Origin of the sequence: Sphingobium amiense, from assembly GCF_003967075.1 — a bacterium.
Taxonomy (GTDB): domain Bacteria; phylum Pseudomonadota; class Alphaproteobacteria; order Sphingomonadales; family Sphingomonadaceae; genus Sphingobium; species Sphingobium amiense.
The window spans coordinates 1165673-1187609 of sequence record NZ_AP018664.1; the positions used below are offsets into that span (position 1 = coordinate 1165673).

19 protein-coding genes are annotated in these 21937 nt (G+C 66.2%); 13 read left to right on the forward strand and 6 right to left on the reverse strand.

The features are described from left to right. The first annotated feature begins 134 nt into the window (after positions 1-134). Genes SAMIE_RS05525 through SAMIE_RS05575 form a run of 11 tightly spaced genes read left to right on the forward strand, consistent with a single transcriptional unit; the run spans position 135 to position 14197 of the window. Positions 135-785: an XrtA/PEP-CTERM system exopolysaccharide export protein gene (locus SAMIE_RS05525; RefSeq protein WP_066699614.1), complete on the forward strand. Its 651-nt coding sequence runs from the start codon at positions 135-137 to the stop codon at positions 783-785. Next, a complete protein-coding gene (locus SAMIE_RS05530) occupies positions 785-2302 on the forward strand; it encodes an XrtA system polysaccharide chain length determinant (protein WP_066699612.1) in 1518 nt (505 codons plus the stop codon). The genes SAMIE_RS05525 and SAMIE_RS05530 overlap by 1 nt, the downstream gene beginning before the upstream one ends. Positions 2303-2334: 32 nt before the next feature. Then, positions 2335-3249, forward strand: coding sequence for a P-loop NTPase (locus SAMIE_RS05535; RefSeq protein ID WP_066699610.1), 915 nt, complete (start codon positions 2335-2337; stop codon positions 3247-3249). Continuing rightward, positions 3246-4844, forward strand: coding sequence for a hypothetical protein (locus SAMIE_RS05540; RefSeq protein ID WP_066699607.1), 1599 nt, complete (start codon positions 3246-3248; stop codon positions 4842-4844). Before SAMIE_RS05535 ends, SAMIE_RS05540 begins: the two co-directional genes overlap by 4 nt. A 23-nt stretch (positions 4845-4867) precedes the next feature. After that, complete coding sequence (locus tag SAMIE_RS05545) at positions 4868-6196, forward strand: XrtA/PEP-CTERM system-associated ATPase (RefSeq protein ID WP_066699605.1); 1329 nt, start codon at positions 4868-4870, stop codon at positions 6194-6196. A 26-nt stretch (positions 6197-6222) separates the two neighbouring features. Further along, the gene (locus SAMIE_RS05550; protein WP_066699597.1) at positions 6223-7068 is read left to right on the forward strand and encodes an XrtA system polysaccharide deacetylase; all 846 of its coding nucleotides are present in this window, start codon (positions 6223-6225) and stop codon (positions 7066-7068) included. Beyond that, positions 7065-8135 (forward strand): FemAB family XrtA/PEP-CTERM system-associated protein, encoded by a 1071-nt coding sequence (locus tag SAMIE_RS05555; RefSeq protein ID WP_066699594.1) that lies wholly within the window; start codon positions 7065-7067, stop codon positions 8133-8135. Before SAMIE_RS05550 ends, SAMIE_RS05555 begins: the two co-directional genes overlap by 4 nt. Next, on the forward strand, positions 8132-9346 hold the full coding sequence (locus SAMIE_RS05560) for a TIGR03087 family PEP-CTERM/XrtA system glycosyltransferase (RefSeq protein ID WP_066699592.1): 1215 nt from the start codon (positions 8132-8134) through the stop codon (positions 9344-9346). The genes SAMIE_RS05555 and SAMIE_RS05560 overlap by 4 nt, the downstream gene beginning before the upstream one ends. Continuing rightward, positions 9343-10878: an exosortase A gene (gene xrtA, locus SAMIE_RS05565; RefSeq protein ID WP_066699778.1), complete on the forward strand. Its 1536-nt coding sequence runs from the start codon at positions 9343-9345 to the stop codon at positions 10876-10878. The genes SAMIE_RS05560 and xrtA overlap by 4 nt, the downstream gene beginning before the upstream one ends. An 11-nt stretch (positions 10879-10889) precedes the next feature. Beyond that, positions 10890-12785: an XrtA/PEP-CTERM system amidotransferase gene (locus SAMIE_RS05570; protein WP_066699590.1), complete on the forward strand. Its 1896-nt coding sequence runs from the start codon at positions 10890-10892 to the stop codon at positions 12783-12785. Positions 12786-12829: 44 nt separating this feature from the next. Beyond that, entirely contained in the window at positions 12830-14197 is a 1368-nt protein-coding gene (locus SAMIE_RS05575; protein ID WP_066699776.1) for a sugar transferase, read from the forward strand. Positions 14198-14206: 9 nt separating this feature from the next. Here SAMIE_RS05575 and SAMIE_RS05580 read toward each other — a convergent pair whose 3' ends face one another. Next, entirely contained in the window at positions 14207-15907 is a 1701-nt protein-coding gene (locus SAMIE_RS05580; RefSeq protein WP_066699587.1) for an amidohydrolase, read from the reverse strand. Next, complete coding sequence (locus SAMIE_RS05585) at positions 15904-16773, reverse strand: NAD(P)-dependent oxidoreductase (RefSeq protein ID WP_066699583.1); 870 nt, start codon at positions 16771-16773, stop codon at positions 15904-15906. The genes SAMIE_RS05580 and SAMIE_RS05585 overlap by 4 nt, the downstream gene beginning before the upstream one ends. 95 nt (positions 16774-16868) lie before the next feature. On the opposite strand from SAMIE_RS05585, the gene SAMIE_RS05590 reads away from it, so the two are divergent. After that, the gene (locus tag SAMIE_RS05590; protein WP_066699580.1) at positions 16869-18116 is read left to right on the forward strand and encodes a threonine ammonia-lyase; all 1248 of its coding nucleotides are present in this window, start codon (positions 16869-16871) and stop codon (positions 18114-18116) included. 112 nt (positions 18117-18228) lie between these two features. Beyond that, complete coding sequence (locus tag SAMIE_RS05595; RefSeq protein ID WP_066699577.1) at positions 18229-19038, forward strand: arginyltransferase; 810 nt, start codon at positions 18229-18231, stop codon at positions 19036-19038. Between the two features lie 39 nt (positions 19039-19077). On the opposite strand, the gene SAMIE_RS05600 is transcribed toward SAMIE_RS05595, so the two are convergent. From SAMIE_RS05600 to SAMIE_RS05615, 4 genes are all read right to left on the reverse strand, one after another. Further along, entirely contained in the window at positions 19078-20097 is a 1020-nt protein-coding gene (locus SAMIE_RS05600; protein ID WP_066699573.1) for an RcnB family protein, read from the reverse strand. Between the two features lie 127 nt (positions 20098-20224). Then, positions 20225-20710: a GAF domain-containing protein gene (locus SAMIE_RS05605; protein WP_066699770.1), complete on the reverse strand. Its 486-nt coding sequence runs from the start codon at positions 20708-20710 to the stop codon at positions 20225-20227. A gap of 103 nt (positions 20711-20813) precedes the next feature. After that, positions 20814-21221, reverse strand: a complete 408-nt coding sequence (arfB, locus tag SAMIE_RS05610) for an alternative ribosome rescue aminoacyl-tRNA hydrolase ArfB (RefSeq protein ID WP_066699571.1) — start codon at positions 21219-21221, stop codon at positions 20814-20816. After that, entirely contained in the window at positions 21208-21885 is a 678-nt protein-coding gene (locus SAMIE_RS05615) for an RluA family pseudouridine synthase (RefSeq protein WP_066699769.1), read from the reverse strand. The genes arfB and SAMIE_RS05615 overlap by 14 nt, the downstream gene beginning before the upstream one ends. Positions 21886-21937 lie beyond the last annotated feature (52 nt).

Below are 21937 nucleotides of genomic sequence, written 5' to 3' on the forward strand. Positions count from 1 at the left end.
TTTGTTCGGGATTTAACTCCTAACGGTATCTTTACCCTTTGGAGCCATGAAGAGGCCCAAAGCCCCGTGCCGCGAGCACCGCCGACTCCGTCCGGCGGCGCAGGCGGCGCGCGGCGGGATCAAGGGGTTCTTCTATGCGTTTCCTGTCGGTTTTCAGGCTTTTGATCGGGGCGTCGCTGCCCGCTCTTGTCCTGTCGGGCTGCGCATCGGGTGGAGCGGCGCCGGGCAGGCAGTTGCCGCCCGCTTCCTTCGTGTCGACGCAGGAAGGGCCGGGCGAGGAATATGTGATCGGCCCGCTCGACGACCTCACCATCTTCGTGTGGCGCAACCCGGAACTGGGCGCAAAGGTGCAGGTGCGGCCCGACGGACGCATCACCACGCCGCTCATCACCGACATGCCCGCCGTGGGCAAGACGCCCAAGATGCTGGCCGAAGACATCAAGCTCGCCCTGACCCAATATATCGAAAATCCGCTGGTGTCGGTCATCGTCAATAATTTCAGCGGCACCTTCAGCCAGCAGGTGCGGATCGTCGGCGCGACCGAAAAGCCCGCCTCGATCCCCTACCGCGCCAACATGACGCTGCTCGACGCGATGATCGCGGTCGGCGGCCTGTCCGAATATGCGGCGGGCAACCGCGCCCGCCTCGTCCGTTTCGACAAGAATAGCGGCAAGCAGACCGAATATCAGGTGCGCCTGAACGACCTGCTCAAGAAGGGCGATACGAAGGCCAACGTCATGCTCGCGCCGGGCGACGTCATCATCATTCCGGAAAGCATGTTCTGATGGCGGGTCTGTACGACGAACTGATGGTCCTGCTCCACGGTATCTGGAGCCGCCGCTGGGTGGCTCTGGCCGTGGCATGGGGCGTCTGCATGCTCGGCTGGCTTGGCGTCGCGCTCGTCCCCAACAGCTACAAGAGTCAGGCGCGCGTCTATGTGAACACCCAGTCGGTGCTGGAAGACAAGGTCGGGATCACCCCCGTCCAGTCGCAGCAGGATCTGGACCGCGTCCGCAACACGCTGACCAGCGCGGAAAATCTGGAAAAGGTCGTTCGCGACACCGACCTGTCGCAGGGCATATCCGGCCCGCGCGACGTGGCGGCGAAGATCACGAAACTGCGCGAGAACATCACCGTCGTCGCGCTCGCCGATCCCAGCATGGTCGACATCAGCGCGGTGTCCGCCGATTCCAGCCTGTCGGACGGCGCGAACGCCCGCATCGCGCAGCAGGTGGTGCAGAAGCTGATCGACATCTTCCAGGAGGAAAATCTCTCCGGCGGCCGCAACGAAACGAAGCAGAGCCTCGCTTTCCTCGACCAGCAGATCGCCCAGCGCGCGAAGCAGCTCGAGGCCGCCGATCAGCGCCGCGTCGAATTTGCGCAGCGCTACAGCGGACTGCTGCCCGGCGCAGGCTCGATCGGGCAGCGCATGGACGCGGCGCGCATGGAAATCAGCAACATCGACTCGCAACTGGTGCAGGCGCAAAGCGCGCTGTCGGCGATGAACGGCCAGTTGGCCGGCACGCCGCAGACGCTGCCCGGCGTCGGCGCGGGGGGCGGCGCTTCGCCGCTGGCTCAGGCGCAATCGAACCTCGCTTCGATGCGCGCGCGCGGCTGGACCGCCAGCCATCCCGACGTGATCGCGGCCCAGCGTGAAGTCGATGCGCTCCGCCATGCGGGCGGCAGCGGCGGCGCAGCGGGCGGCACTCCCAATCCCGCCTATCTCTCGATCAAGTCGATGCAGGCCGAACGCGCCGCCACCGTGCAGGCGCTGAGCGCCCGCAAGGCGCAGCTCCAGTCCGACATCAACATCATGATGAGCAAGCAGGTCGACGAACCCGGCATCGCGTCCGAACAGGAAAAGATCGACAGCGACTATGCGGCGCTCAAGGCACAATATGACAAGCTCGCCGCCGACCGGGAGGATCTTCGCCTGCGCGGCGAGGTGAAGACCGAAACCGGCTCCGTCCAGTTCCGCGTCATCAACCCGCCGAGCAGCCCTAACGCGCCGTCCGCGCCGAACCGCCCGCTACTGCTGCTGGGTGTGCTGGTGCTGGGCCTTGCCGCCGGGGTCGGCGTCGCCTTCGCGCTCGGCCAGCTCAAGGGCAGCTTCCCCACCGCCGCCCGGCTTGAAAAGGCCATCGGCCTGCCCGTCGCCGGCTCGATCAGCCAGACGCTGACCGCCGCGCAGCAGGCGCTCGAAAAGCAGCGGCTGAAATGGTTCGCGGGCGCGAGCGGCGGTCTGGTCGCGGTCTGCCTGCTGCTGATCGTCGTCGAATTCATCCAGCGCGGCATGGCTTGAAGAGTGGCCGGGGCGTGAAGGAACCAGAGAAAATGAACCAGTTTACCCCCCTTGCGAACCGGGGATCGCTGATCGAGCGGGCGACCGAAATCTATGATTTCAACGCCGCGCTGCGTGGGCGCGCCGCGCCTGCGGTCGATCTGCCCGCCGATCAGCCGGTGGAACCCGCTGCGCCGGTCGCCGCCGCTCCCATACCCGCCGCTTTCCGCGCACCGGACTGGCGCGGCCCCATCCAGCCGCTCGATCGCATCGCGCTGGCCGAAGGCGGCTTTCTCCTTCCCGATGCTCCGGTCACGGCGCTCAGCGAAGAGTTCCGCCTGCTCAAGCGCGACCTGCTCGGGCAGTTGCAGGGCGCGAAGCGCGGCAACCGTATCCTCGTCTGCTCGGCGCACAGCGGCGAGGGCAAGAGCTTCTGCGCGATCAATCTCGCGCTCAGCCTCGCGGCGGAGCAGGGACGCGAAGTGTTGCTGGTCGATGCCGACTTCGGCAAGCCCGGCCTGCCCGCCAGGCTGGGGCTGGAAGCCGGGCCGGGCCTGATGGACGCGCTCGCCGACCCCATGATCGCGGTCGAGGACATCGTCATCCGCACCGACATTCCGACGCTCGGCGTCCTGCCCGCCGGTCAGCGGAGCAACAGCGACACCGAATATCTTGCCTCCGCCCGCACCGAACAGTTGCTGGACCGGCTGACGGCGGAGCGGCCCGAACGGATCGTCGTTTTCGATTCGCCGCCTTTGCTCGCCGCTTCGGCGGCTGCGGTGCTCGCCAGTCACGCGGCGATCGCACTGCTGGTCGTGCGCGCCGACGTGACGCCCGAAAGCGCGGTGCGCGAGGCGGCAGGGATGCTCAAGGGCGGGGCGCAGGTGCAGCTCCTGCTGAACGGCGTCCGTTTCCGCGGCGGTGTGCGGCGCTTCACCGGCTATTATGATGAGGGAGACGTCCAGTGATCCGGCGGCCCATCATCCTCGCGGGTGCGGCGTTCGCTCTTGTGGCGGCGCCCGCCGCGCTCGCGCAGAGCGGAAAGCCGCGAAAGGTCGACGTGACGCCCTATCTCGGCGTCGATCAGGTCGTCATCGCGCCCATGAAGGGCGACGGCGACGTCCTGACCTATACCAACGTGACGGCGGGCGTCACCGCTTCGGTGCAGACGCACCGGGTCGAAGCGGCCGCGGACCTGCAATATATGCACAGCTTCGGCTGGGGCAGCCAGACGCCCGATCAGGATACGATCAGCGGCATCGTCACCACCAACGTTGCGCTGTCGCGCAGCCTGTCGCTGCGTGCAGGCGGCCTTGGCACGCGGGTGCGCACCGATGGCCTGTCCGGCGCGCTGGCGCAGCGGGACAGTTTCTCCAGTCAGGTCTGGGCAGGCTATGTCGGCCCCGCCTATGCGACGAAGCTCGGCGATTTCGACGTCACTGCCGCCTACACGCTGGGCTATGCGCGGGTCGAGGACGATGTCAATTTCGATCTTCCGGGCGCACAACCCAACGGCGCCTTCACCGATAGCTGGACCCACACGCTGCTGGGATCGGTCGGCTTTGCGCCCAACACCGTCCTTCCCGGCGTCGGGCTGGTGGCGAGCGCGGGTTACACGCGCGAGGATGCGCGGCAGCTCGACCAGCGATTCGAGGATGCATGGGGCCGGGTCGATGCGACCGTCCCTGTTTCCCCCACGCTCGCGGCGGTCGGCGGCATCGGCTATGAAAAGATCGAGATCAGCCAGCGCGCGCCGCTGCTGGACGCCAACGGCGTGCCGCAGGTGCGCAATGGCCGTTACGTCACGAACAAAAGCTCGCCGCGCGCTCTGCTTTACGACTTCGATGACATCATCTGGGATGTAGGCGTGCTCTGGCGGCCCAGCCGCCGCACCAGTCTGGAAGCGCGGATCGGCGAACGCTATGGCAGCATGACCTATCAGGGCAGCTTCACCTGGCAGGGCCGCGACAGCAGCATCGCCATCGCCCTGTTCGACGGGATCGACAGCTTTGGGCGGGTCGTGACCGGCGATGTGGCCGCGCTGTCGGGCAGCAACCTCAACCTCATCCGCAACCCCTTCAGCGGCGACCTCACCGGCTGCGCCTTCTCCGCAACCGGCGGGGGACAGTGCTTCAATGACGCGCTGGCCGGGATCACGGGCGCGAACTTCCGCTATCGCGGCGTCGCAGGCCAATATGCGTTGCAGCGCGGGCCTTGGGGTTTCGGCCTCGGCGCTGGCTATTCGCAGCGCAAGTTCATCACGCCCGAAGGCACGAGCGTCCTCATCCGCGGGTCGAAGGACCAGAACTGGTATGGCAATGCGACGATGAGCTACGCGCTCAGCAGCCGCGACAGCGTGGATGTCGTCACCTACCTCAACTATTTCGACGCCAGCGGCAATCGGCTCGATGTGCTGAACTATGGCATTTACGGCAGCTATTTCCGGACCATCGGCCGCCGCCTGTCGGCTTCGGCGTCGCTGGGGATCGACGGGGTGAAGCCCGACGACCTGGAATCGCTCATCAACGCGATGGGGCAGGTCGGCCTGCGCTACAGCTTCTGACCGGAAGCCTTGGAGACGAGAAGATGTACGATCAGTTCTACGGATTGCAGGGCCGCCCGTTCCAGCTCACGCCCGATCCGGCCTATTATTTCGAGAGCGCGACGCACCGCAAGGCGCTGTCTTACCTCGGCTACGGCCTTGCGCAGGGAGAGGGCTTCATCGTCATCACCGGCGATATCGGCGCGGGCAAGACGACGCTGGTCGGGCATCTGATGCAGACCATCGACCCGGCGCGGCTCACGGCGGTCAAGATCGTGTCGACGCAGGTCGAGGGCGACGACATGCTGCGCCTCGCCGCGCAGAGCTTCGGCCTCGCGACCGACGGACAGACCAAGGCCGCGACCCTGCGCCAGATCGAAAGCTTCCTCTACGCACAGGCGCGGGCCGGGCGGCGGACGCTGCTGATCGTGGATGAAGCGCAGAACCTCTCGGTGTCCGCCATCGAAGAGCTGCGGATGCTTTCCAACTTCCAGCTTGGCGGACAATCGCTGCTCCAGATATTCCTGCTGGGTCAGCCCGAGTTCCGCGACCTGCTGAAATCGTCCGAGCTGGAGCAATTGCGCCAGCGCGTCATCGCGACTCACCATCTGGAGCCCATGATGGCGGGCGAGGTAGAACCCTATGTGCTGCACCGCCTGTCGATCGCGGGATGGCAGGGCAACCCGTCCTTCACCCCGGCGGCCTATGATGCGCTCTATGCCGCAACGGGCGGCGTTCCCCGCCGCCTCAACGCGCTGGTGAGCCGCGTGCTGCTGCTCGGCGCGATCGAGCAACTGGCCGTGATCGACGCCAATGTGGTGGGCGCTGTCGTCGAAGACATGGGGCTGGACGCGGACATCGCGCCCGAACCCGCTGCCCCCTCCGTGCTCGACACCATCGAAGACGCCGAAGGCAGCGTGGCGAACTTCGCGCTGGTCGAGGACGAAGATCGGTCCGCTGAAATCAACCCCGAACCGGAGGAGAGCGCAATGGAGGAACCGGTCATCGACGCCCCGTTCGCTGCGCCCGAGGTGGATGTGCAGGAGGCTTCTGAAAGCGTTGAAGCCGTCAATACCGCCGATGGGTTCGCAGCCGAGCAGCTACGCCACGACATGATGGCCGAGATCGAAGCGCTGCGCGGCGAGATCGCATCGCTGCGCGCGATGCAGGCCCATGCGCCCTTCGCCCCGAACCCCGAAGTGCAGATCGACCCCGATGCGCTCAAAAGTTGCTTCACCCTGATCGAGGAGAGGCTTGCGTCGCTGGAGTTCCGGGCCGAGGAACAGGATACGGCGCTGCGCCGCGTCCTTACACTATTGATCGACTGGGTCGAGCGCGAGGAGCAGAACGCGGACATGCAGGCCGTCGCCTGACGCGCAACGCTCAACGGACGCAATCCATGCAGAATGCCCTGTCTGTCGATGTCGAGGACTGGTTTCAGGTCGGCGCGTTCGAGCGCACGATCGACCGTGCCGACTGGGACGGGCTGACGCATCGGGTGGAGGGCAACACCGACGCGGTGCTGGACCTGTTCGCGGAGGTTAAGGTCAAGGCGACCTTCTTCACGCTGGGCTGGGTGGCGGAACGCTATCCCGCGCTGATGCGGCGGATCGCTGAGGCCGGGCATGAGGTCGCGAGCCACGGTTACGATCATGCGCGCGTCTTCACCTTCACGCCCGATCAGTTCCGCGCCGATCTGCGCAAGGTGCGCGCCATTCTGGAGGATGCCAGCGGGCAGGCGGTGACGGGATACCGCGCGCCCAGCTTCTCCATCGACGCGCGCACGCCATGGGCGCATCCGATCCTCGCCGAAGAAGACTATGCCTATTCCTCCAGCGTGGCGCCGATCCGGCACGATCATTATGGCTGGCCCGACTCCCCGCGCTTCGCGTGGAAGCCGGTTGCGGGATCGCCGCTGGTCGAGCTGCCCGTGACGACCGCCAGATGGGGCGGGCGCACGCTGGCGGCGGGCGGTGGCGGCTTTTTCCGGCTGCTGCCCTACGCCTTTTCGCGGTGGGCCATCCGGCAGGTGAATAAGGAGGCTGGCCGGCCCGCGATCATCTATTTCCATCCGTGGGAAATCGACCCGGATCAGCCGCGCGTCACCGATGCACCGCTCCGTTCGAAGCTGCGTCATTACAGCAACTTGTCCGTCATGGCTCCCAAGCTGCGCCGCCTGACCGGTGATTTCGCTTGGACGCGGGTCGATGCGCTGGCGGCGGCCGAAGCGGCGCGTGCGGCATGATCGGGGGCGCCATGCCTGACCTTGCGATCACCCGCATGGACGTCACCGACGCCGATCAGGCTGCGGCCATCGACGCTTTCGTCATGGCGCATGACGAGGGCACGCCTTTCCACCGCACCGCATGGCTGCGCGCGATCCACGAAGCGACCGGGCACCGCGCCATGTTGCTGGCGGCGGTCGCGCCTTCGGGAAAGATTGCGGGGCTGTTGCCCCTGCACCATGTCAAAAGCCGCCTGTTCGGCGACGCCATCGTGTCGACTGCTTTTGCCGTCGATGGCGGCATATTGGCCGACGATCCGCGCGTCGTCGGTCGGCTGGCGGAAGCGGCGCAGGCTCTGGCGGGCGAACAGGGCAATCCGCCCGTGGAACTGCGCGGCGGCCCAGCGCCGGGCGCGAGCTGGGCCGAGCATCGCGACAGTCATCTCGGCTTCGTCCGTCCTCTCGCAGCGGATGACGAGGCCGAATTGCTGGCGGTCCCCCGCAAACATCGCGCCGAACTGCGCAAGGCGCTCGCCAACCCCGCGCTGACGGTTGAAACGGGTCGGAGCGACGCGCTGATCCGCGCGCATTACGCGGTTTACGCGCAGAGCGTTCACAATCTCGGCACGCCGGTCTTTCCCGCAAGTCTGTTCCGCGCCGTCCTCAGGCATTTCGGCGAGGATGCGGACATATTGCTGGTGCGCGAGGGCGCACGGCCGGTGTCCGCCGTGCTCAGCCTCTATCATAACCGCCATGTCATGCCCTATTGGGGCGGCGGCATCGCCGACGCGCGTCGGCTGCGCTCCAACGAGCTCATGTATTATCGCCTGATGGGTCATGCCCGCAGCAAAGGCATGACGCATTTCGACTTCGGCCGGTCCAAGGTCGGCAGCGGGCAGGCGGCGTGGAAAAAGAGTTTCGGTTTCGAACCGCGCCCGCTCGCCTATCACAGCTGGTCGGCGGATGGGGCAAGCCGCGACATCAACCCCAACAACCCCAAATATCAGCGGCGCATCGACCTGTGGAAGAAGCTGCCGCTGCCGGTCGCCAACCTGATCGGCCCGCTGATCGCGCGGGGGCTGGGGTGAGCGGCGGCGACATATTGTTCCTGTGCCACCGCATCCCCTATCCGCCCGACCGCGGGGACAAGATCCGCTCATACCACCTGCTGCATCGTCTGGCGGAGCTTGGCCCGGTACATGTCGGCTGTTTCGCCGACGACGACCGCGACATCGGCTTTGCCGACGATATGGCAAAGCTGACCGCGAGCCAGCGGGTCGTGAAGCGGGACCGGTCGAAACTGGTCGCTGGCCTCGCGGGCCTTGCAAAGCGTCAGCCGATGCTGGTTGCTCTGTTCGATAATCCGTCGCTCCATCATTGGGTTGCCGGGACGATGAGGGACAGGCCAATCCGCGCGGTCGTGGCCTATTCCGCGCAGATGGCGCATTTCGTGCCGCCGCTCCCCGCCGACATGCCGTTTCTGATGGACTTTGTGGATTTCGATTCGGCCAAATATGCCGCCTATGGCGCGCAGGGGTCCGGCCCGATGGCGTGGATCAACCGGCGCGAGGGGCGAGTGTTGCTCGATTTCGAGCGGCGCGCGGCTGAGCGCGCGAGTGTCAGCGCGTTCGTGAGCGAAGCGGAAGCGGCGCTCTTCCGCGACACGCTACAACTGGGCGCCGACAGGGTGGTCGCCATCGAGAATGGCGTCGCGCTCGACTATTTCGATCCGGCGCTGACCTTTACTCCGGCGGATCATGGCGGCGGGCCGCTGATCGTCTTCACAGGGCAAATGGATTATCGCCCCAATGTCGAGGCGGTGGAGAGCTTCGTCGCGGAGGCGCTCCCCGCGATCCGGCATGTTCACCCTGATGTCCGCTTCGCCATCGTCGGCCGCGCTCCGACACCCGCCGTGCTTGCGCTGGCGAAGGAGCCGGGCGTCATTGTGACCGGCGGCGTGCCCGATGTGCGCGGGTGGCTGGCGGCGGCGGATGTGGTCGTCGCACCCCTCCGAATCGCGCGGGGCATTCAGAACAAGGTGCTGGAAGCCATGGCCATGGCGCGGCCGGTGGTCGCTTCGCCGCAGGCGGCGGAGGGGATCGACGCGACCGATGGCGAGCATTTGCTGATCGCTCCCAACCCGCAGGACGAAGCCGCGCGAGTGCTGGATGTGCTGGCGGATGCCGGGGCACGGATGACGCTTGGGCGGGCGGCGCGGGCGCGCATGGAGGCGCGCTACCGATGGGCCGCGACGCTGGCGAAGGTGCCCGACCTGCTCTGGCCGGGTGCCGCCACATGAGGGAGGAGGCGCTGCCGCTGAGATCCGCACCCTTGCCCATGGCGGGCGAATGGCGCGCGCATCTCGCCACGCTCGGCATCGTCGCCTTCGCGATCATGGCGCTGTTCTTCGCTGATGTGCGGAGCATGGTGACGATCTGGTGGACGGCATCGACCTTCGGTCATTGCCTGTTCGTGCCGCTGCTGATCGGCTGGCTGGTGCAACAGAGGCTGCCCGGTCTGCGCAAGCTAGAGCCATCGGTCTGGCTGCCGGGCCTGCTATGGCTGGGTGGCGGCGCGCTGCTCTGGCTGCTGGGCGCGGCGGCGGGAGTGGCGCTCTTCCGCCACGCCGCGCTGGTGCTGATGCTTCAGGGTGCGACGGTCGCGTTACTGGGCAGGGCGGTCAGCCGGGCGCTGCTTTTCCCGCTGTTCTACGGCTTCTTCATGGTTCCCTTCGGCGAGGAGATGGTGCCGCCGCTGCAACTGGTGACGGCGCGCCTCGCGATGGTCATGCTCGATATGGTGGACGTGCCAGCCCATCTGGAGGGCATCTTCATTACGACCCCGACAGGCTATTTCGAGGTCGCGGAAGCCTGTTCCGGCGCGAAGTTCGTGATCGCGATGGCGGCCTATGGCGTGCTGGTCTGCAATGTCTGCTTCAAAAGCTGGACGCGCCGCGCCCTGTTCCTCGCCGGGGCGCTGGGACTGTCCGTGCTGGCGAACGGCGTCCGGGCGTTCGCGACGATCCTCGTCGCGCACCTGACCAGCGTCGACGCGGCGGTCGGGTTCGACCATGTCGTCTATGGCTGGGTCTTCTTCGCCATCGTCATGGTGCTGGTGATGGCCGCCGCATGGCCTTTCTTCGACCGGAAACCGGGCGACCCGTGGTTCGATCCGAAGGCGTTGAAAGAGGTGCGTCGCGCTACGGTCAACCCCCTGATGGCGGGCGGCATGGCGCTGGCGTTGGTCGCCGCTGCGCCGTTGTGGCTGGCGGTCAGCAGCGCGGCAGCCGATCCGCTGCCGACAGAGCTGCGCCTTCCGCAGGTGGCGGGCTGGGACCGAACCGACTTGCGCCCCGCCTATCCATGGAAGCCGCGCTTCGATGGGGCCGATCACCTCGTCATGGGGCGCTATCGCAATGCCGACAGACGGATTGTCGATGTCGCCATCGCGACCTTCGACCGGCAGGAGGAGGGGCGCGAACTCGTGGGTTTCGCACAGGGAGCCGCCGATCCCGACAGCCAGTGGGTCTGGTCGTCACCCGCGCCCGCGCCGCAGAACGGCTTGGGCGAGCAGATCACCGCGCCGGGGCCGGTGGTGCGCCATGTTGTCAGCTTCTTCGGCATCGGCGGCGGGGCGCTGACGGGCAGCAAGGCGGAAGTAAAGCTCGCGACGCTGAAGACCCGGTTGTCCGGCGGCGACCAGCGGGCCGTCGCGATCCTCGTTTCGGCGGAAGTCGGCGAGGGGCGTGCCGCCGATAAAGCCATCGCCGATTTCATCCATGATTCAGGCGACATGCAGCTTTTGGCTGACCGCAGCATCGGCATCCGCTAGGGGTATCCGCCATGTGCGGCATAGCGGGCATCTTCCATCTCGAAACGGCCAAGCCCGTCGATCCGGCGCGGGTCCGCGCGATGCTGGATGCGATGCCCCATCGCGGGCCGGACGGCAGCGGGATATGGACCGCGCCGGGCGTGGGAATTGGCCATCTGCGGCTGTCGATCATCGACCTAGCGGGCGGCGCGCAGCCCATGCTGACCGAGGACGAAAGCCTGGCAGTCGTCTTCAACGGCGAAATCTACAATTTCGCCGAAGTCCGCGCCGAGCTGGAAGCGAAAGGCCATGTTTTCCGCACCCACAGCGACACTGAAGTCATCCTGCACGGCTATCGCCAGTGGGGCGAAGATTGCGTGCAGCACTTCAACGGCATGTTCGCCTTCGCCCTGTTCGATGCGCGGGCGCAGTCGCTGTGGCTGGCGCGGGACCGGTTGGGGGTAAAGCCGCTCCATTACGCATTGCTGTCGGACGGCAGCCTGATCTTCGGATCGGAACTGAAGAGCCTGCTCGCCCATCCGCTTCTGCGCCGCGCGCCGGATCTTTCGGCGGTCGAGGATTATATGGCTTATGGCTATGTGCCCGACGACGCCTGTCTGGTCGCGGGCGTGCGGAAACTGGGCGCGGGCGAGACTCTGCGACTGGTGCGCGGGCGGCCGATGGGCGCGCCGCAACGCTATTGGGACGTGAGCTTTGCCGAGCGCACGAAAACGTCGCCACAGGCGCTGGAGGAGGAGCTGGTCGCACTGATGCGGCAGGCGGTGCGGTCGCGCATGGTGTCCGACGTGCCGCTGGGCGCGTTTCTATCGGGCGGCGTGGACAGCAGCAGCGTCGTGGCGCTGATGGCCGAAGCGTCGAGCCGCGCGGTCAAAACCTGCACCATCGGCTTCGACGTCGCCAGTCTCGACGAAACCGCCTATGCCGACCGCGTCGCCCGCCGCTTCGCGACCGATCATCGCACCCGCATCGTATCGCCCGACGACTATGGCCTTATCGACACGCTCGCTTTCCATTTCGACGAGCCGTTCGCGGACGCCTCCGCATTGCCGACCTACCGGGTGTGCGAACTGGCACGCGAAGAGGTGACCGTCGCGCTGTCGGGCGACGGCGCGGACGAGGCGTTTGCAGGATACCGCCGCCACCGCTTCCAGTTGCAGGGGGAGCGGGTGCGTGGTCTGCTGCCCGCATCGGTGCGCCAGCCCTTGTTCGGAACGCTCGGCCGCTGGTATCCCAAGGCAGACTGGGCGCCGCGCGCGCTGCGGGCCAAATCGACTTTCCTCGAACTGGCGGGGGAGGGCGGCGAAGCCTATGCCGCATCGGTGGGCGTCACGCCCCACACTCTCCGGCGTCAGCTTTTCAGTCAGGATATGCGCAGCCGGCTGGGCGCCTATCGCGCCGAAGACCGTTATGTGAAGGCGATGGCGGATGCGCCCGCGCGCGATGCGCTGGACCGGGCGCAATATGCTGACCTGCGCATCTGGCTGCCCGCTGACATCCTGACCAAGACCGACCGCATGAGCATGGCCGTCAGTCTGGAAGCGCGCGAACCTCTGCTCGACTATCGCCTCGTCGAATTCGCCGCCCGCCTTCCGGTCGCCCAGCGCATTCGCGGTAACAGCGGCAAATATCTGATGAAGAAGGCGATGGAGCCGTTCCTGCCGCAGGACATCCTCTACCGGCAGAAAATGGGCTTCGTGACGCCCATCAGCGCATGGTTCCGCGGCGCTCTGGCCGGGGAAGCGACTGCCATCGCGGGCGGCTCTGCCTTGGCTCGAACCGAATGGTTCGATGCGCGGATGCTCGGCAAGGTCGCCGCCGACCATCGCGCGGGCGTGTCCGATCATGGTCGGCTGCTGTGGCAGTTGCTGATGCTGGACAAGGCGCTGACCCGCCTGTTCGCCGCATGACCTCACCCTTGCAACCGATGCCGGGCAGTGCCAACGGGCGCGGCATGACTGACCGGAAAAGGACGACCGTCTCCAAGGAAATGGTGCGCCTGCGCCTCTATGTCCTGTGCCTTGCGGGGGACATGGCGGGGCTTTTCTGCGCGTTCCTTGCCGCCAACTGGTTCGTGCTTGGTGCGCTCTGGGGCGAGCCGGGCAAGCCCCACGGACTCGTCATGTTCGCGATGATCGCGCCGCTTTATGCCCTGCTCGGCATCAAGGGCGGCGCTTATGGGATCGCCACCATCGAGCGGGTGCGGCGCGGCATATCGCGCGCGCTCTGGGCGCTGGTGCAGGCGGCGCTGCTGATGCTGCTGATCGTCTATCTCGGCAAGATCGCCGAGCAACTGTCGCGTCTGACCTTCGTCACCGGCCTTGTGCTGGGCGGCGGCGCGCTGGCGGCGGTGCGGCTGGCGGTGGCGCGGATCGCCGTGCGGACGCTGGGCGAAGTGCCGCACCTGACTGCCGTCATCCTCGATGGCGTCAGCATCGACGCCGGACCGCATGTCGATATGATTGAGGCGCAGGCGGCGGGGCTGCATCCTGAACGGCACGACGCGGACATGGCGGCGCGGCTGGCGGCGGCGGCTGGCACGGCGGAGCGCGTGATCGTCGCCTGCCCGCTGGAACGCATGGACGACTGGTCGGCGGCCCTGAAGTCGCTGTCGGCGCGAGGGGAGATCGTCGTGCCCGAACTGCTGCGCTTCGCCCCGGCGCGGGTCGACCAGTTTGGCGGGCAACCCACGATCATCGTCGCGGGCGGTCCGCTGATGTTCCGCGACCGGCTCATCAAGCGGCTGTTCGACCTGCTGCTGGCGAGCATCGCGACGGTCCTCCTGTCGCCGATCCTGATCGCCGCTGCGCTGGCGATCAAGCTGACCAGCCCCGGCCCGATTCTCTTCCGCCAGCCCCGTATCGGCAAGGATGCACGGCCCTTTTCCATCTACAAGTTCCGTTCGATGCGCGCGGAGATGAGCGATCACAAGGCGGCGACGCTGACGAAGCGCGACGATGACCGGGTGACGCCGGTTGGGGCGTTCCTGCGCCGGAGCAGCATCGACGAACTGCCGCAGCTCTTCAATGTGCTGCTCGGTGACATGAGCATCGTCGGCCCGCGCCCCCATGCCGCGGCCGCCAAAGCCGGGGACAGCCTTTATTGGGAAGTCGATGCGCGATACTGGGCGCGGCATTGCATCAAACCGGGCATGACCGGCCTCGCGCAGGTGCGCGGGCATCGGGGCGCGACAGATCATCATCAGGATCTGATCGACCGGCTCCAGTCAGACCTCGAATATGTGAGCGACTGGTCGATCTGGCGCGACCTGCGCATCATCGTGGCGACGCTGGGCGTCCTGTTCCACCACAAGGCCTATTGAAGCGGGGCTTCACTGCCCCTTCACATAGACCCGCTTGCCGCCGATCCAAGTTTCCAGCACCTGCGTCTGGCGGATGTCCGCCGCAGAAGCAGCCGAAATGTCCCGGTCGATCAGGACGAAGTCGGCGCGCTGGCCGGGCTGGAGACTGCCGAACCTCTTTTCAGCAAAGCCCGCATAGGCCGCCTGCCGCGTAAAGCCATCGAGCGCCGCTTCGAAGCCGATCCGCTGGTCGGGCATCCATCCGCCCACCGGCTGCCCCTGCGAGTCTTCGCGGCTCATCGCGACGGCGATCCCGGCGAAGGGGTTGGGGCTTTCGACCGGCACGTCCGATCCGAACGCAAGCGGCACGCCATTGTCGAGCATCGTCTTCCACGCATAAGCGCCCTTCAGCCGGGCTTCGCCCAGACGCGCGGTCGCCATGCGCCAGTCGGACGCTTCATGCACCGGCTGCATGGAGGCGACGACCCCCAGCGGCTTGAAGCGGGGCAGGTCGGCAGGGTCGATAATCTGCGCATGTTCGATGCGCCAGCGCCGGTCGCCCTTGTAAGTGTCGTTCAGTTCCTCGACCGCGTTCAGCACCTCGCGGTTGGCGGCGTCGCCGATAGCGTGGACGGCGACCTGAAAATTGTCCATCGCCGCCCGGCTCATGATATTGCGGAGCTGTGTGTCGGAAATCATCGGCAGGCCGCGCTGGCCGGGCGCATCGGCATAGTCCGCGCGCAGCCACGCCCCGCGCGACCCGAGTGCGCCGTCGAGCAGCAGCTTGATCCCGCCCATGCGCAGATGGTCGTCATAGAGCCACGGCGTCGGCTCCGGCCCGGCGATCATCACCATATTGTCGAGGCCCATGGCGTAGGACATGATCCGCACGCGCAGGGCGCCGCGGTCGGCGGAACGGCGGAACGCCTGCCAGTCCTCTATGCTGGTGCCCATGTCGGCGATACTGGTGATGCCGACCGCCAGCAGCGCGCGCTGCGCCTTTTCGAGCGCGATGTCCCGGTCCTTGGGCGCGGGCGGCGGGACGATGCGCTGGATGAGATCCATCGCTTTGTCGACGAAGACTCCGGCAGGCTGGCCCGCCGCCATTTCTATCCGGCCCCCGGTCGGCGATTTGGTCGATGCGGTCACGCCTGACGCACGGATCGCGGCGCTGTTGGCCCAGCCCGCATGGCCGTCCACCCGCTCCAGCCAGACCGGCGTCGCGTTTTCGGCGGCATCGAGTTCAGCGGCAGTGGGGAAACGGCCGAGACCCCATTTTTCCTGATTCCACCCCGTCCCGATCACCCATTTGAGGCCCGGATTCGCCTGAACATAGGTGCGGATCTTCGCCTGCGCTTCGGTGAGCGATTTCGTATCCGACAGGTCCAGCGTCACGAGCGAAAGGCCATAGCCCATCACATGCCCGTGCCCGTCGATGAGGCCGGGGATCAGCGTCCTGCCGCCCGCATCCAGCTTGAACGCCGGACCTTTGGGGCGTTCGGGCCAGGGCTGGCCGCGCTTGGGCTTTTTGGGCTTATATTCCGGTTCCTGATAGCGGCCCTGCACGAGCTTCTCGACCTTGCCATCGTCGTCGATGACGAGCGCGCCGAACCGCACGATCCTGCCGCCGGAGTCCAGCGCGATGCCGTTCACATTGTCGATAACGCCCGATGCCAGCGCGGGGAAGGGCAGGGCGAGCGCGGCGAGGGCCGTGAAGAGGCGCGCCTTCATACGCGGGTGATCCGCCGGACGAGCGAACTCGTGTCCTGACGGTTGCCGCCCATCGCCTGAACGTCGGCGTAGAATTGATCGACCATCGCCGTCACCGGCAGGGTGGCGCCGTTTGCCCGCGCTTCCTCCAGCGCGAGCCCCAGATCCTTGCGCATCCAGTCGATCGCAAAGCCGAAATCGAAACTGTCCTGCGCCATCGTCTTCCACCGGTTCTCCATCTGCCAGCTTTGCGCGGCCCCGCCCGAGATCGCTTCGAACACCCGATCCAGATCCAGATCGGCGGCCTGCGCGAAGCGCAGCGCTTCGGACAGGCCTTGGAGAACGCCGCCGATGCAGATCTGGTTCACCATCTTTGTCGTCTGACCCGCGCCCGCGCCGCCGACATGGACGATGCGCGCGGCATAGGCCTGCATGACGATCCGCGCAGCGGCTACGGCGGCGTCGCTGCCCCCGCACATGATCGACAGGCGGCCATTTTCCGCGCCCGCCTGACCACCCGACACAGGCGCGTCCACCGTATGAACGCCGCGGCTTTCGCCCTCCACGAAAAGCTGGCGGGCGATGCGCGCGGACACGGTGGTATGGTCGATGAAAAGGCTGCCTTCCCGCATGGACCGGAATGCGCCTTCGCGGCCCAGCGTGATCTGCGACAGGTCATCGTCGTTGCCGACGCAGCTTATGACGATGTCCGCACCCTCCGCCGCCTTCGCCGGGCTGATCGCGACTTCGCCGCCATAGGCTTCCGCCCAGACCTTCGCCTTGCCGATGGACCGGTTGTAGACGGTGAGGCGATGACCCGCCTGCGCCAGATGCCCCGCCATCGGGCCGCCCATGACGCCCAGGCCGATAAACGCGATGTTAGCCATATGCCTCGTGCATTTGATGCGTGCGCCCCTGCCATACGGAGAGTTTTCCGACAGTGCCAGTTCCTTCGCGGGCAATTTTCGGTTAGGGGCGGCGCATGAATACGCTTGCCCGGATCGAAAGCGCCCTGCCGCTGCCCATCACCGTCGATGACATCCTTGCCGCGCGCACCCGCATCGCGGGCGCCATCGTCAAGACGCCGACGCTGATTAGCCAGACGCTTTCGGACATGCTGGGCTGCAAGGTTTACCTGAAGTTCGAGAATCTCCAGTTCACCGCCGCCTACAAGGAGCGCGGCGCGCTCAACCGTCTTCTGCAACTCGACGAGGCGTCGAAGACAAAGGGCGTGATTGCGGCGTCGGCGGGCAACCATGCGCAGGGTCTTGCCTATCATGGCAAGCGTCTCGGCGTGCCGGTCACCATCGTCATGCCGACGACGACCCCGATCGTTAAGGTGACGCAGACGCGCGGCCATGGCGCGACGGTGGTGCAATATGGCGAGAAGTTCGACGACGCCTACGCCTATGCCCGCAAACTGGAGGTAGAGCAGGGGCTGACCTTCATTCACCCCTTCGACGAACCGGACATCATGGCGGGGCAGGGCACCGTTGCGCTCGAAATGCTGGAGGATGCGCCGGAAATCGACACGCTGGTGATCCCCATCGGCGGTGGCGGCCTGTTTTCCGGCATGGCGACGGCGGCCCGAGCGATGAAGCCCGACATTCAGGTGATGGGCGTGCAGGCGGAACTCTATCCGTCGATGTATAACTACATCAAGGGCGACGAGTTGGCCTGCGACGGCGATACGCTCGCCGAGGGCATCGCCGTCAAGCAGCCGGGCGAGATCACGCGCCGCGTCGTCGAACGGCTGGCGGACGATGTGCTGCTGGTGACGGAACGGACGCTGGAGGAAGCGGTCAGCCTGCTGCTCCAGATCGAAAAGACCGTCGTCGAGGGAGCGGGGGCGGCGGGTCTCGCGGCGCTGCTCACCCATCGGGATCGATTCGTGGGCCGCCATGTCGGGCTGGTGCTGACGGGCGGCAACATCGACACGCGGCTGCTCGCCAACGTGCTGCTGCGCGACCTTGCGCGGTCCGGGCGGCTGGCGCGCCTTCGCATCATCCTTCAGGACAGGCCCGGCGCTCTGTTCCATGTGGCGCGCATCTTCGATCAGGAAGCGGTCAACATCCTCGAACTGTCGCACCAGCGCATTTTCACCAACCTGCCGGCCAAGGGACTGAGCCTCGACGTCGAGTGCGAGACGCGCGACGGGAGCCATCTCCAGCGTCTGATCGCGGCGCTCAAGGAAGCGGGTTACGAGGTCGCGCCGATCGAGGTGGCCTGAACTGTCATCGTTCAGCAATTTTCGTGGTAAATCCCCTTTTCTCGCGCGCGCGGGGAAGGCATAACGGCACGATGATGGGCAGGGCGCGGATGGGAGAATCGGGGGGCGAGGCGTGACAGCCGCGTTCCGATTCCCGCGCTTCTTCGTCACCAATCCTTCGCCTTGCCCCTACCTTCCGGGCAAGAGCGAACGGAAGGTGTTTACAGAGCTTAGCGGCGACAATGCGTCCGAACTGAATGACGCGCTGGGCCGCATCGGTTTTCGCCGCAGCCAGAACGTCGCCTACAGGCCGAGTTGCGCCGAATGTTCGGCCTGCGTTTCGGTGCGCGTCTTGGCCAAACAGTTCACGCCCAACGCCACGCAGCGCAAGCTGATCCGTCGCAACAGCGACCTTCAGGTAACGGCGTGCAAGCCCTGGTCGACGGAGGAGCAATATGCGCTGCTTCAGCGCTATCTCCACGCGCGGCATCCGGGCGGCGGCATGACCGAGATGGACGAGATGGACTTTGCCGACATGGTCGAACAGACCCCGGTCGACAGCTATGTCGTTGAATATCGCGAGCCGGGCGTGGGCGGGCGGCCCGGCAAGCTGGTGGGCGCGTGCCTTACCGACCGGCAGGGTGACGGGCTGTCGATGATCTACAGCTTCTTCGACACCGAATTGCCGCACCGGCAGGGGCTGGGCAACTTTATCATCATGGATCACCTGACGCGCGCGGCGGCGGCGGGCCTGCCCTATGTGTATCTCGGCTATTGGGTCCAGGGGTCGCAGCGGATGCAGTATAAGATCCGCTATCGCCCGCTCGAAAAACTCAGCCGCCATGGCTGGGTGCCGTTCGAGCCGGAATGCGGCGATGCAGGAGCCGGTGAAGGCATCGACACGTCGATGCCGCAGGAACTGGCGGCGATCCTGGGCCGCTGAGAGCGATGGCCGCTCCCGAAGGAGCGGCGCTTTACTCGATCATTTGCAACGACAGGCGGCGTGGCGGCGAACCGGTTTGCGATACGCGACCCTTTCGGTGACGTAGGTCGTCGTTGTCGTCGTTGTCACGGCAGGCTGGACAGTCACGGTGGTGACGATCGGCGCGGGATAATAATAGCCCCCGGACACATAACCGCCCGCAGGTGCTGCCCCCCAATGCGGAGCGGCGGCATAGGGGGGAATCGGATAATCCACGCCCGCGCCCCTTACCTGCCCTTCGAACCGGCCATCATAGGTGCCGCTTACCTTGCGCCCGTCGTCAGTCGTCCATGTGCCGGTCCAGCGGCCTTCATAATCATTGTGTGTGGTGACGCTGTCGTCGCCATAATCATAGCTGCCGTCATAGGCTGCACCGGGGCGATGATGTGGCGGTGGGGGCGAGGCTTCGCCACGGGGGCCATCCTCCGCCCTGTCTATCGCCGCACCTGCGACAGCGCCGACGCCCGCGCCGATCAGGGTGCCAGCCGTCCGGTTGCCGCGCCCCGCGATGCGGTTCCCCGCCACGCCTCCGACCACGGCACCGATGGCCGCGCCGCCGACGCCATCGTCGCGACGCGGCGCGCCCTCGGCATAGTCTTCGTCCGGGCCATAGCCGCCTTCATAGCGGTTCCAGTCGACATCGCTGCGATAATCGGTGATCCGGCCATAGCGGTCGGTCATGACCGCATCGTCATAATAGCGCGACCAGCCATAGCCATAGGCAGGCGCGGGAAGGCCATAAGCGCCGTAATTTCCGATATAATAATTGGGGCTGACCCAGTAGCGCGGCAGCACATAGCCGACGACAGGGCGGCGATAGGCGCTCCAGCCGCCCGGCGCGCGCCATCCCGCATACCAGCGCCCCTGATAGCGTGGACCCCAGCGATGACCGCCCTGCCATGCAACGCCCGGTCGTCCCATATGAGCGCCGGGGCGCGGACCGCCCTTAGCTATCGCAGGACCGGACAAGGCGGCTATCATGGCGCTTGCACCCACAGCCAGGCAGACGGAAATCTTCATGAACGACGCTCCCTGTTGCACGCCGACGAAAGGCGGGCTGATCGCATGGTAACCCTTCGTTTAGCATGATGCACCGCCGCCATCCATTCGCGGAGCAGCGGTAATCTGTCCCGAAACGGGGCGTGCGCTAGGCCAGACGAGGCGCGACCTTTGCCACCAGCGCCTCCAGTGCACGGGCGTCGTCGACATCGAAGCGCGCGGGCACGGGACTGTCCAGATCGAGGACGCCGATCAGCTGCCCGTCATGGATGACAGGCACAACGATTTCAGATGCGCTCGCCGTATCGCACGCGATGTGTCCGGGAAAGGCATGGACATCCGGCACCAGTTGCGTTTCGCGGGTCGCTGCGGCGGCCCCGCAAACGCCGCGGCCCATCGGGATGCGGATACAGGCTGGCCTACCGATGAAGGGGCCAAGAACCAGTTCGCTCCCCACCATACGATAGAACCCCGCCCAGTTCAGATCCGGCAAGAACTGCCAGATGAGCGCGGCAAGATTGGCCATATTGGCAATAGCGTCAGGCTCCCCGGCCGTCAGCGCGTCGGCGGCGGACAGGAGATCGGCATGTAGTGTCTGGCGGTCTGCGGGGTCGGTAGGCGCGAAATCATACATGCGTCCGATATAGGGCCGCATTCGCGCTATAACCAGCCGACAAAAAGAGGGAGTACGACGCTTGCGCGGTCGAGCCAGTTCCGGGCGGCGCCTTCTGTGGTCGTCATCCGTCTATCCGCACCCTGCCGCGCGCCTGCTTCACCGATCCGCGCGCTTTCTTGGCGTCGATGCGGCGCGCCTTTGCAGCCTTGCCGGGCTTGGTTGCGATGCGGCGGGCGTCGCGTTCCATGGCTTTGGCGATCATGTCGCCCAGGCGGTCGCGGGCGTCCTGACGATTGGCTTCCTGCGTCCGGAAGCGGTTGGCCTGAATGACGATTTCGTTCGCGGAGGTCAGCCGCGATCCCGCCAGTTCCTTGATCTTGCGATAGGCGTGCACCGGCAGGCCGAGGCGGAAAAGGCTGACGCGCAGTTGCACCGCCGTCGCGACCTTGTTCACATTCTGACCGCCCGGGCCGCCGCCGGTGATGAAACGCTCTTCCAGCGCATCTTCGGGAATCTCAAAGTCCGGCATCGTCCAGCATTTCCGGCGTAAAGCCAGCCGTGGCGAAGGTTGCGGGCAGGGGGGCGGTCGCCTGCGCCGGGGGCTTGTCGCCGCGGGGCACGCTCAGGAACCGGCTATGGAGCAGCATCGGCCCTTCTCCCCTGCCATAAACGGGGTCGCCCATGATGCCGAAACCCAGACCATGTTCCGCATGGACGCGGATCTGGTGGGTGCGGCCGGTTTCGGGTGTGAAGGCGACGAGCGCGCGTCCGCCATGTTCGGCGATCTTGCGCCAGTGCGTGACGGCGGCCTTGCCCGCCTTCGCCGCGATCATGCGCCAGCCCTGTGTCGGGCTGCTCACCTTCTTGAGCGACAGCGCGATTGTGCCCTCTTCCTCCGCTGGCACCCCGTCGAGCACCGCGACATAGCGTTTGGTGACGGTGCCCGCCTCGAACGCGGCGGCGAACCGCTTGTGCGCCTTGGGATTGCGGGCGAGGAGCAGGCAGCCGCTGGTATCCCGGTCAAGCCGGTGAACGGGCAGCGGCCAGCGCTGAAAGCCGAACGTCAGCGACGACAGATGATTTTCCAGCGACATCGACCCATCGCGCGGGGCGTCCACCGGGAGGCCCGAAGGTTTATCGAGGATCAGCGCCTCGCCGTCTATGAACAGCACATGGTCGGTAAGCAGAGGCAAATGGAAGTCCGATCGGAAGGGGGTGAGCGGTTGACGCAATCGCGCCTTCCTA

Excerpts from the sequence above, each read along its gene's own strand:
- SAMIE_RS05525 (WP_066699614.1), top strand. The coding sequence starts at position 135 with ATGCGTTTCCTGTCGGTTTTCAGGCTTTTGATCGGGGCGTCGCTGCCC.
- SAMIE_RS05530 (WP_066699612.1), top strand. The coding sequence starts at position 785 with ATGGCGGGTCTGTACGACGAACTGATGGTCCTGCTCCACGGTATCTGG.
- SAMIE_RS05535 (WP_066699610.1), top strand. The coding sequence starts at position 2,335 with ATGAACCAGTTTACCCCCCTTGCGAACCGGGGATCGCTGATCGAGCGG.
- SAMIE_RS05545 (WP_066699605.1), top strand. The coding sequence starts at position 4,868 with ATGTACGATCAGTTCTACGGATTGCAGGGCCGCCCGTTCCAGCTCACG.
- SAMIE_RS05550 (WP_066699597.1), top strand. The coding sequence starts at position 6,223 with ATGCAGAATGCCCTGTCTGTCGATGTCGAGGACTGGTTTCAGGTCGGC.
- SAMIE_RS05555 (WP_066699594.1), top strand. The coding sequence starts at position 7,065 with ATGATCGGGGGCGCCATGCCTGACCTTGCGATCACCCGCATGGACGTC.
- xrtA (WP_066699778.1), top strand. The coding sequence starts at position 9,343 with ATGAGGGAGGAGGCGCTGCCGCTGAGATCCGCACCCTTGCCCATGGCG.
- SAMIE_RS05570 (WP_066699590.1), top strand. The coding sequence starts at position 10,890 with ATGTGCGGCATAGCGGGCATCTTCCATCTCGAAACGGCCAAGCCCGTC.
- SAMIE_RS05575 (WP_066699776.1), top strand. The coding sequence starts at position 12,830 with ATGACTGACCGGAAAAGGACGACCGTCTCCAAGGAAATGGTGCGCCTG.
- SAMIE_RS05580 (WP_066699587.1), bottom strand. The coding sequence starts at position 15,907 with ATGAAGGCGCGCCTCTTCACGGCCCTCGCCGCGCTCGCCCTGCCCTTC.
- SAMIE_RS05585 (WP_066699583.1), bottom strand. The coding sequence starts at position 16,773 with ATGGCTAACATCGCGTTTATCGGCCTGGGCGTCATGGGCGGCCCGATG.
- SAMIE_RS05590 (WP_066699580.1), top strand. The coding sequence starts at position 16,869 with ATGAATACGCTTGCCCGGATCGAAAGCGCCCTGCCGCTGCCCATCACC.
- SAMIE_RS05600 (WP_066699573.1), bottom strand. The coding sequence starts at position 20,097 with ATGAAGATTTCCGTCTGCCTGGCTGTGGGTGCAAGCGCCATGATAGCC.
- SAMIE_RS05605 (WP_066699770.1), bottom strand. The coding sequence starts at position 20,710 with ATGTATGATTTCGCGCCTACCGACCCCGCAGACCGCCAGACACTACAT.
- arfB (WP_066699571.1), bottom strand. The coding sequence starts at position 21,221 with ATGCCGGACTTTGAGATTCCCGAAGATGCGCTGGAAGAGCGTTTCATC.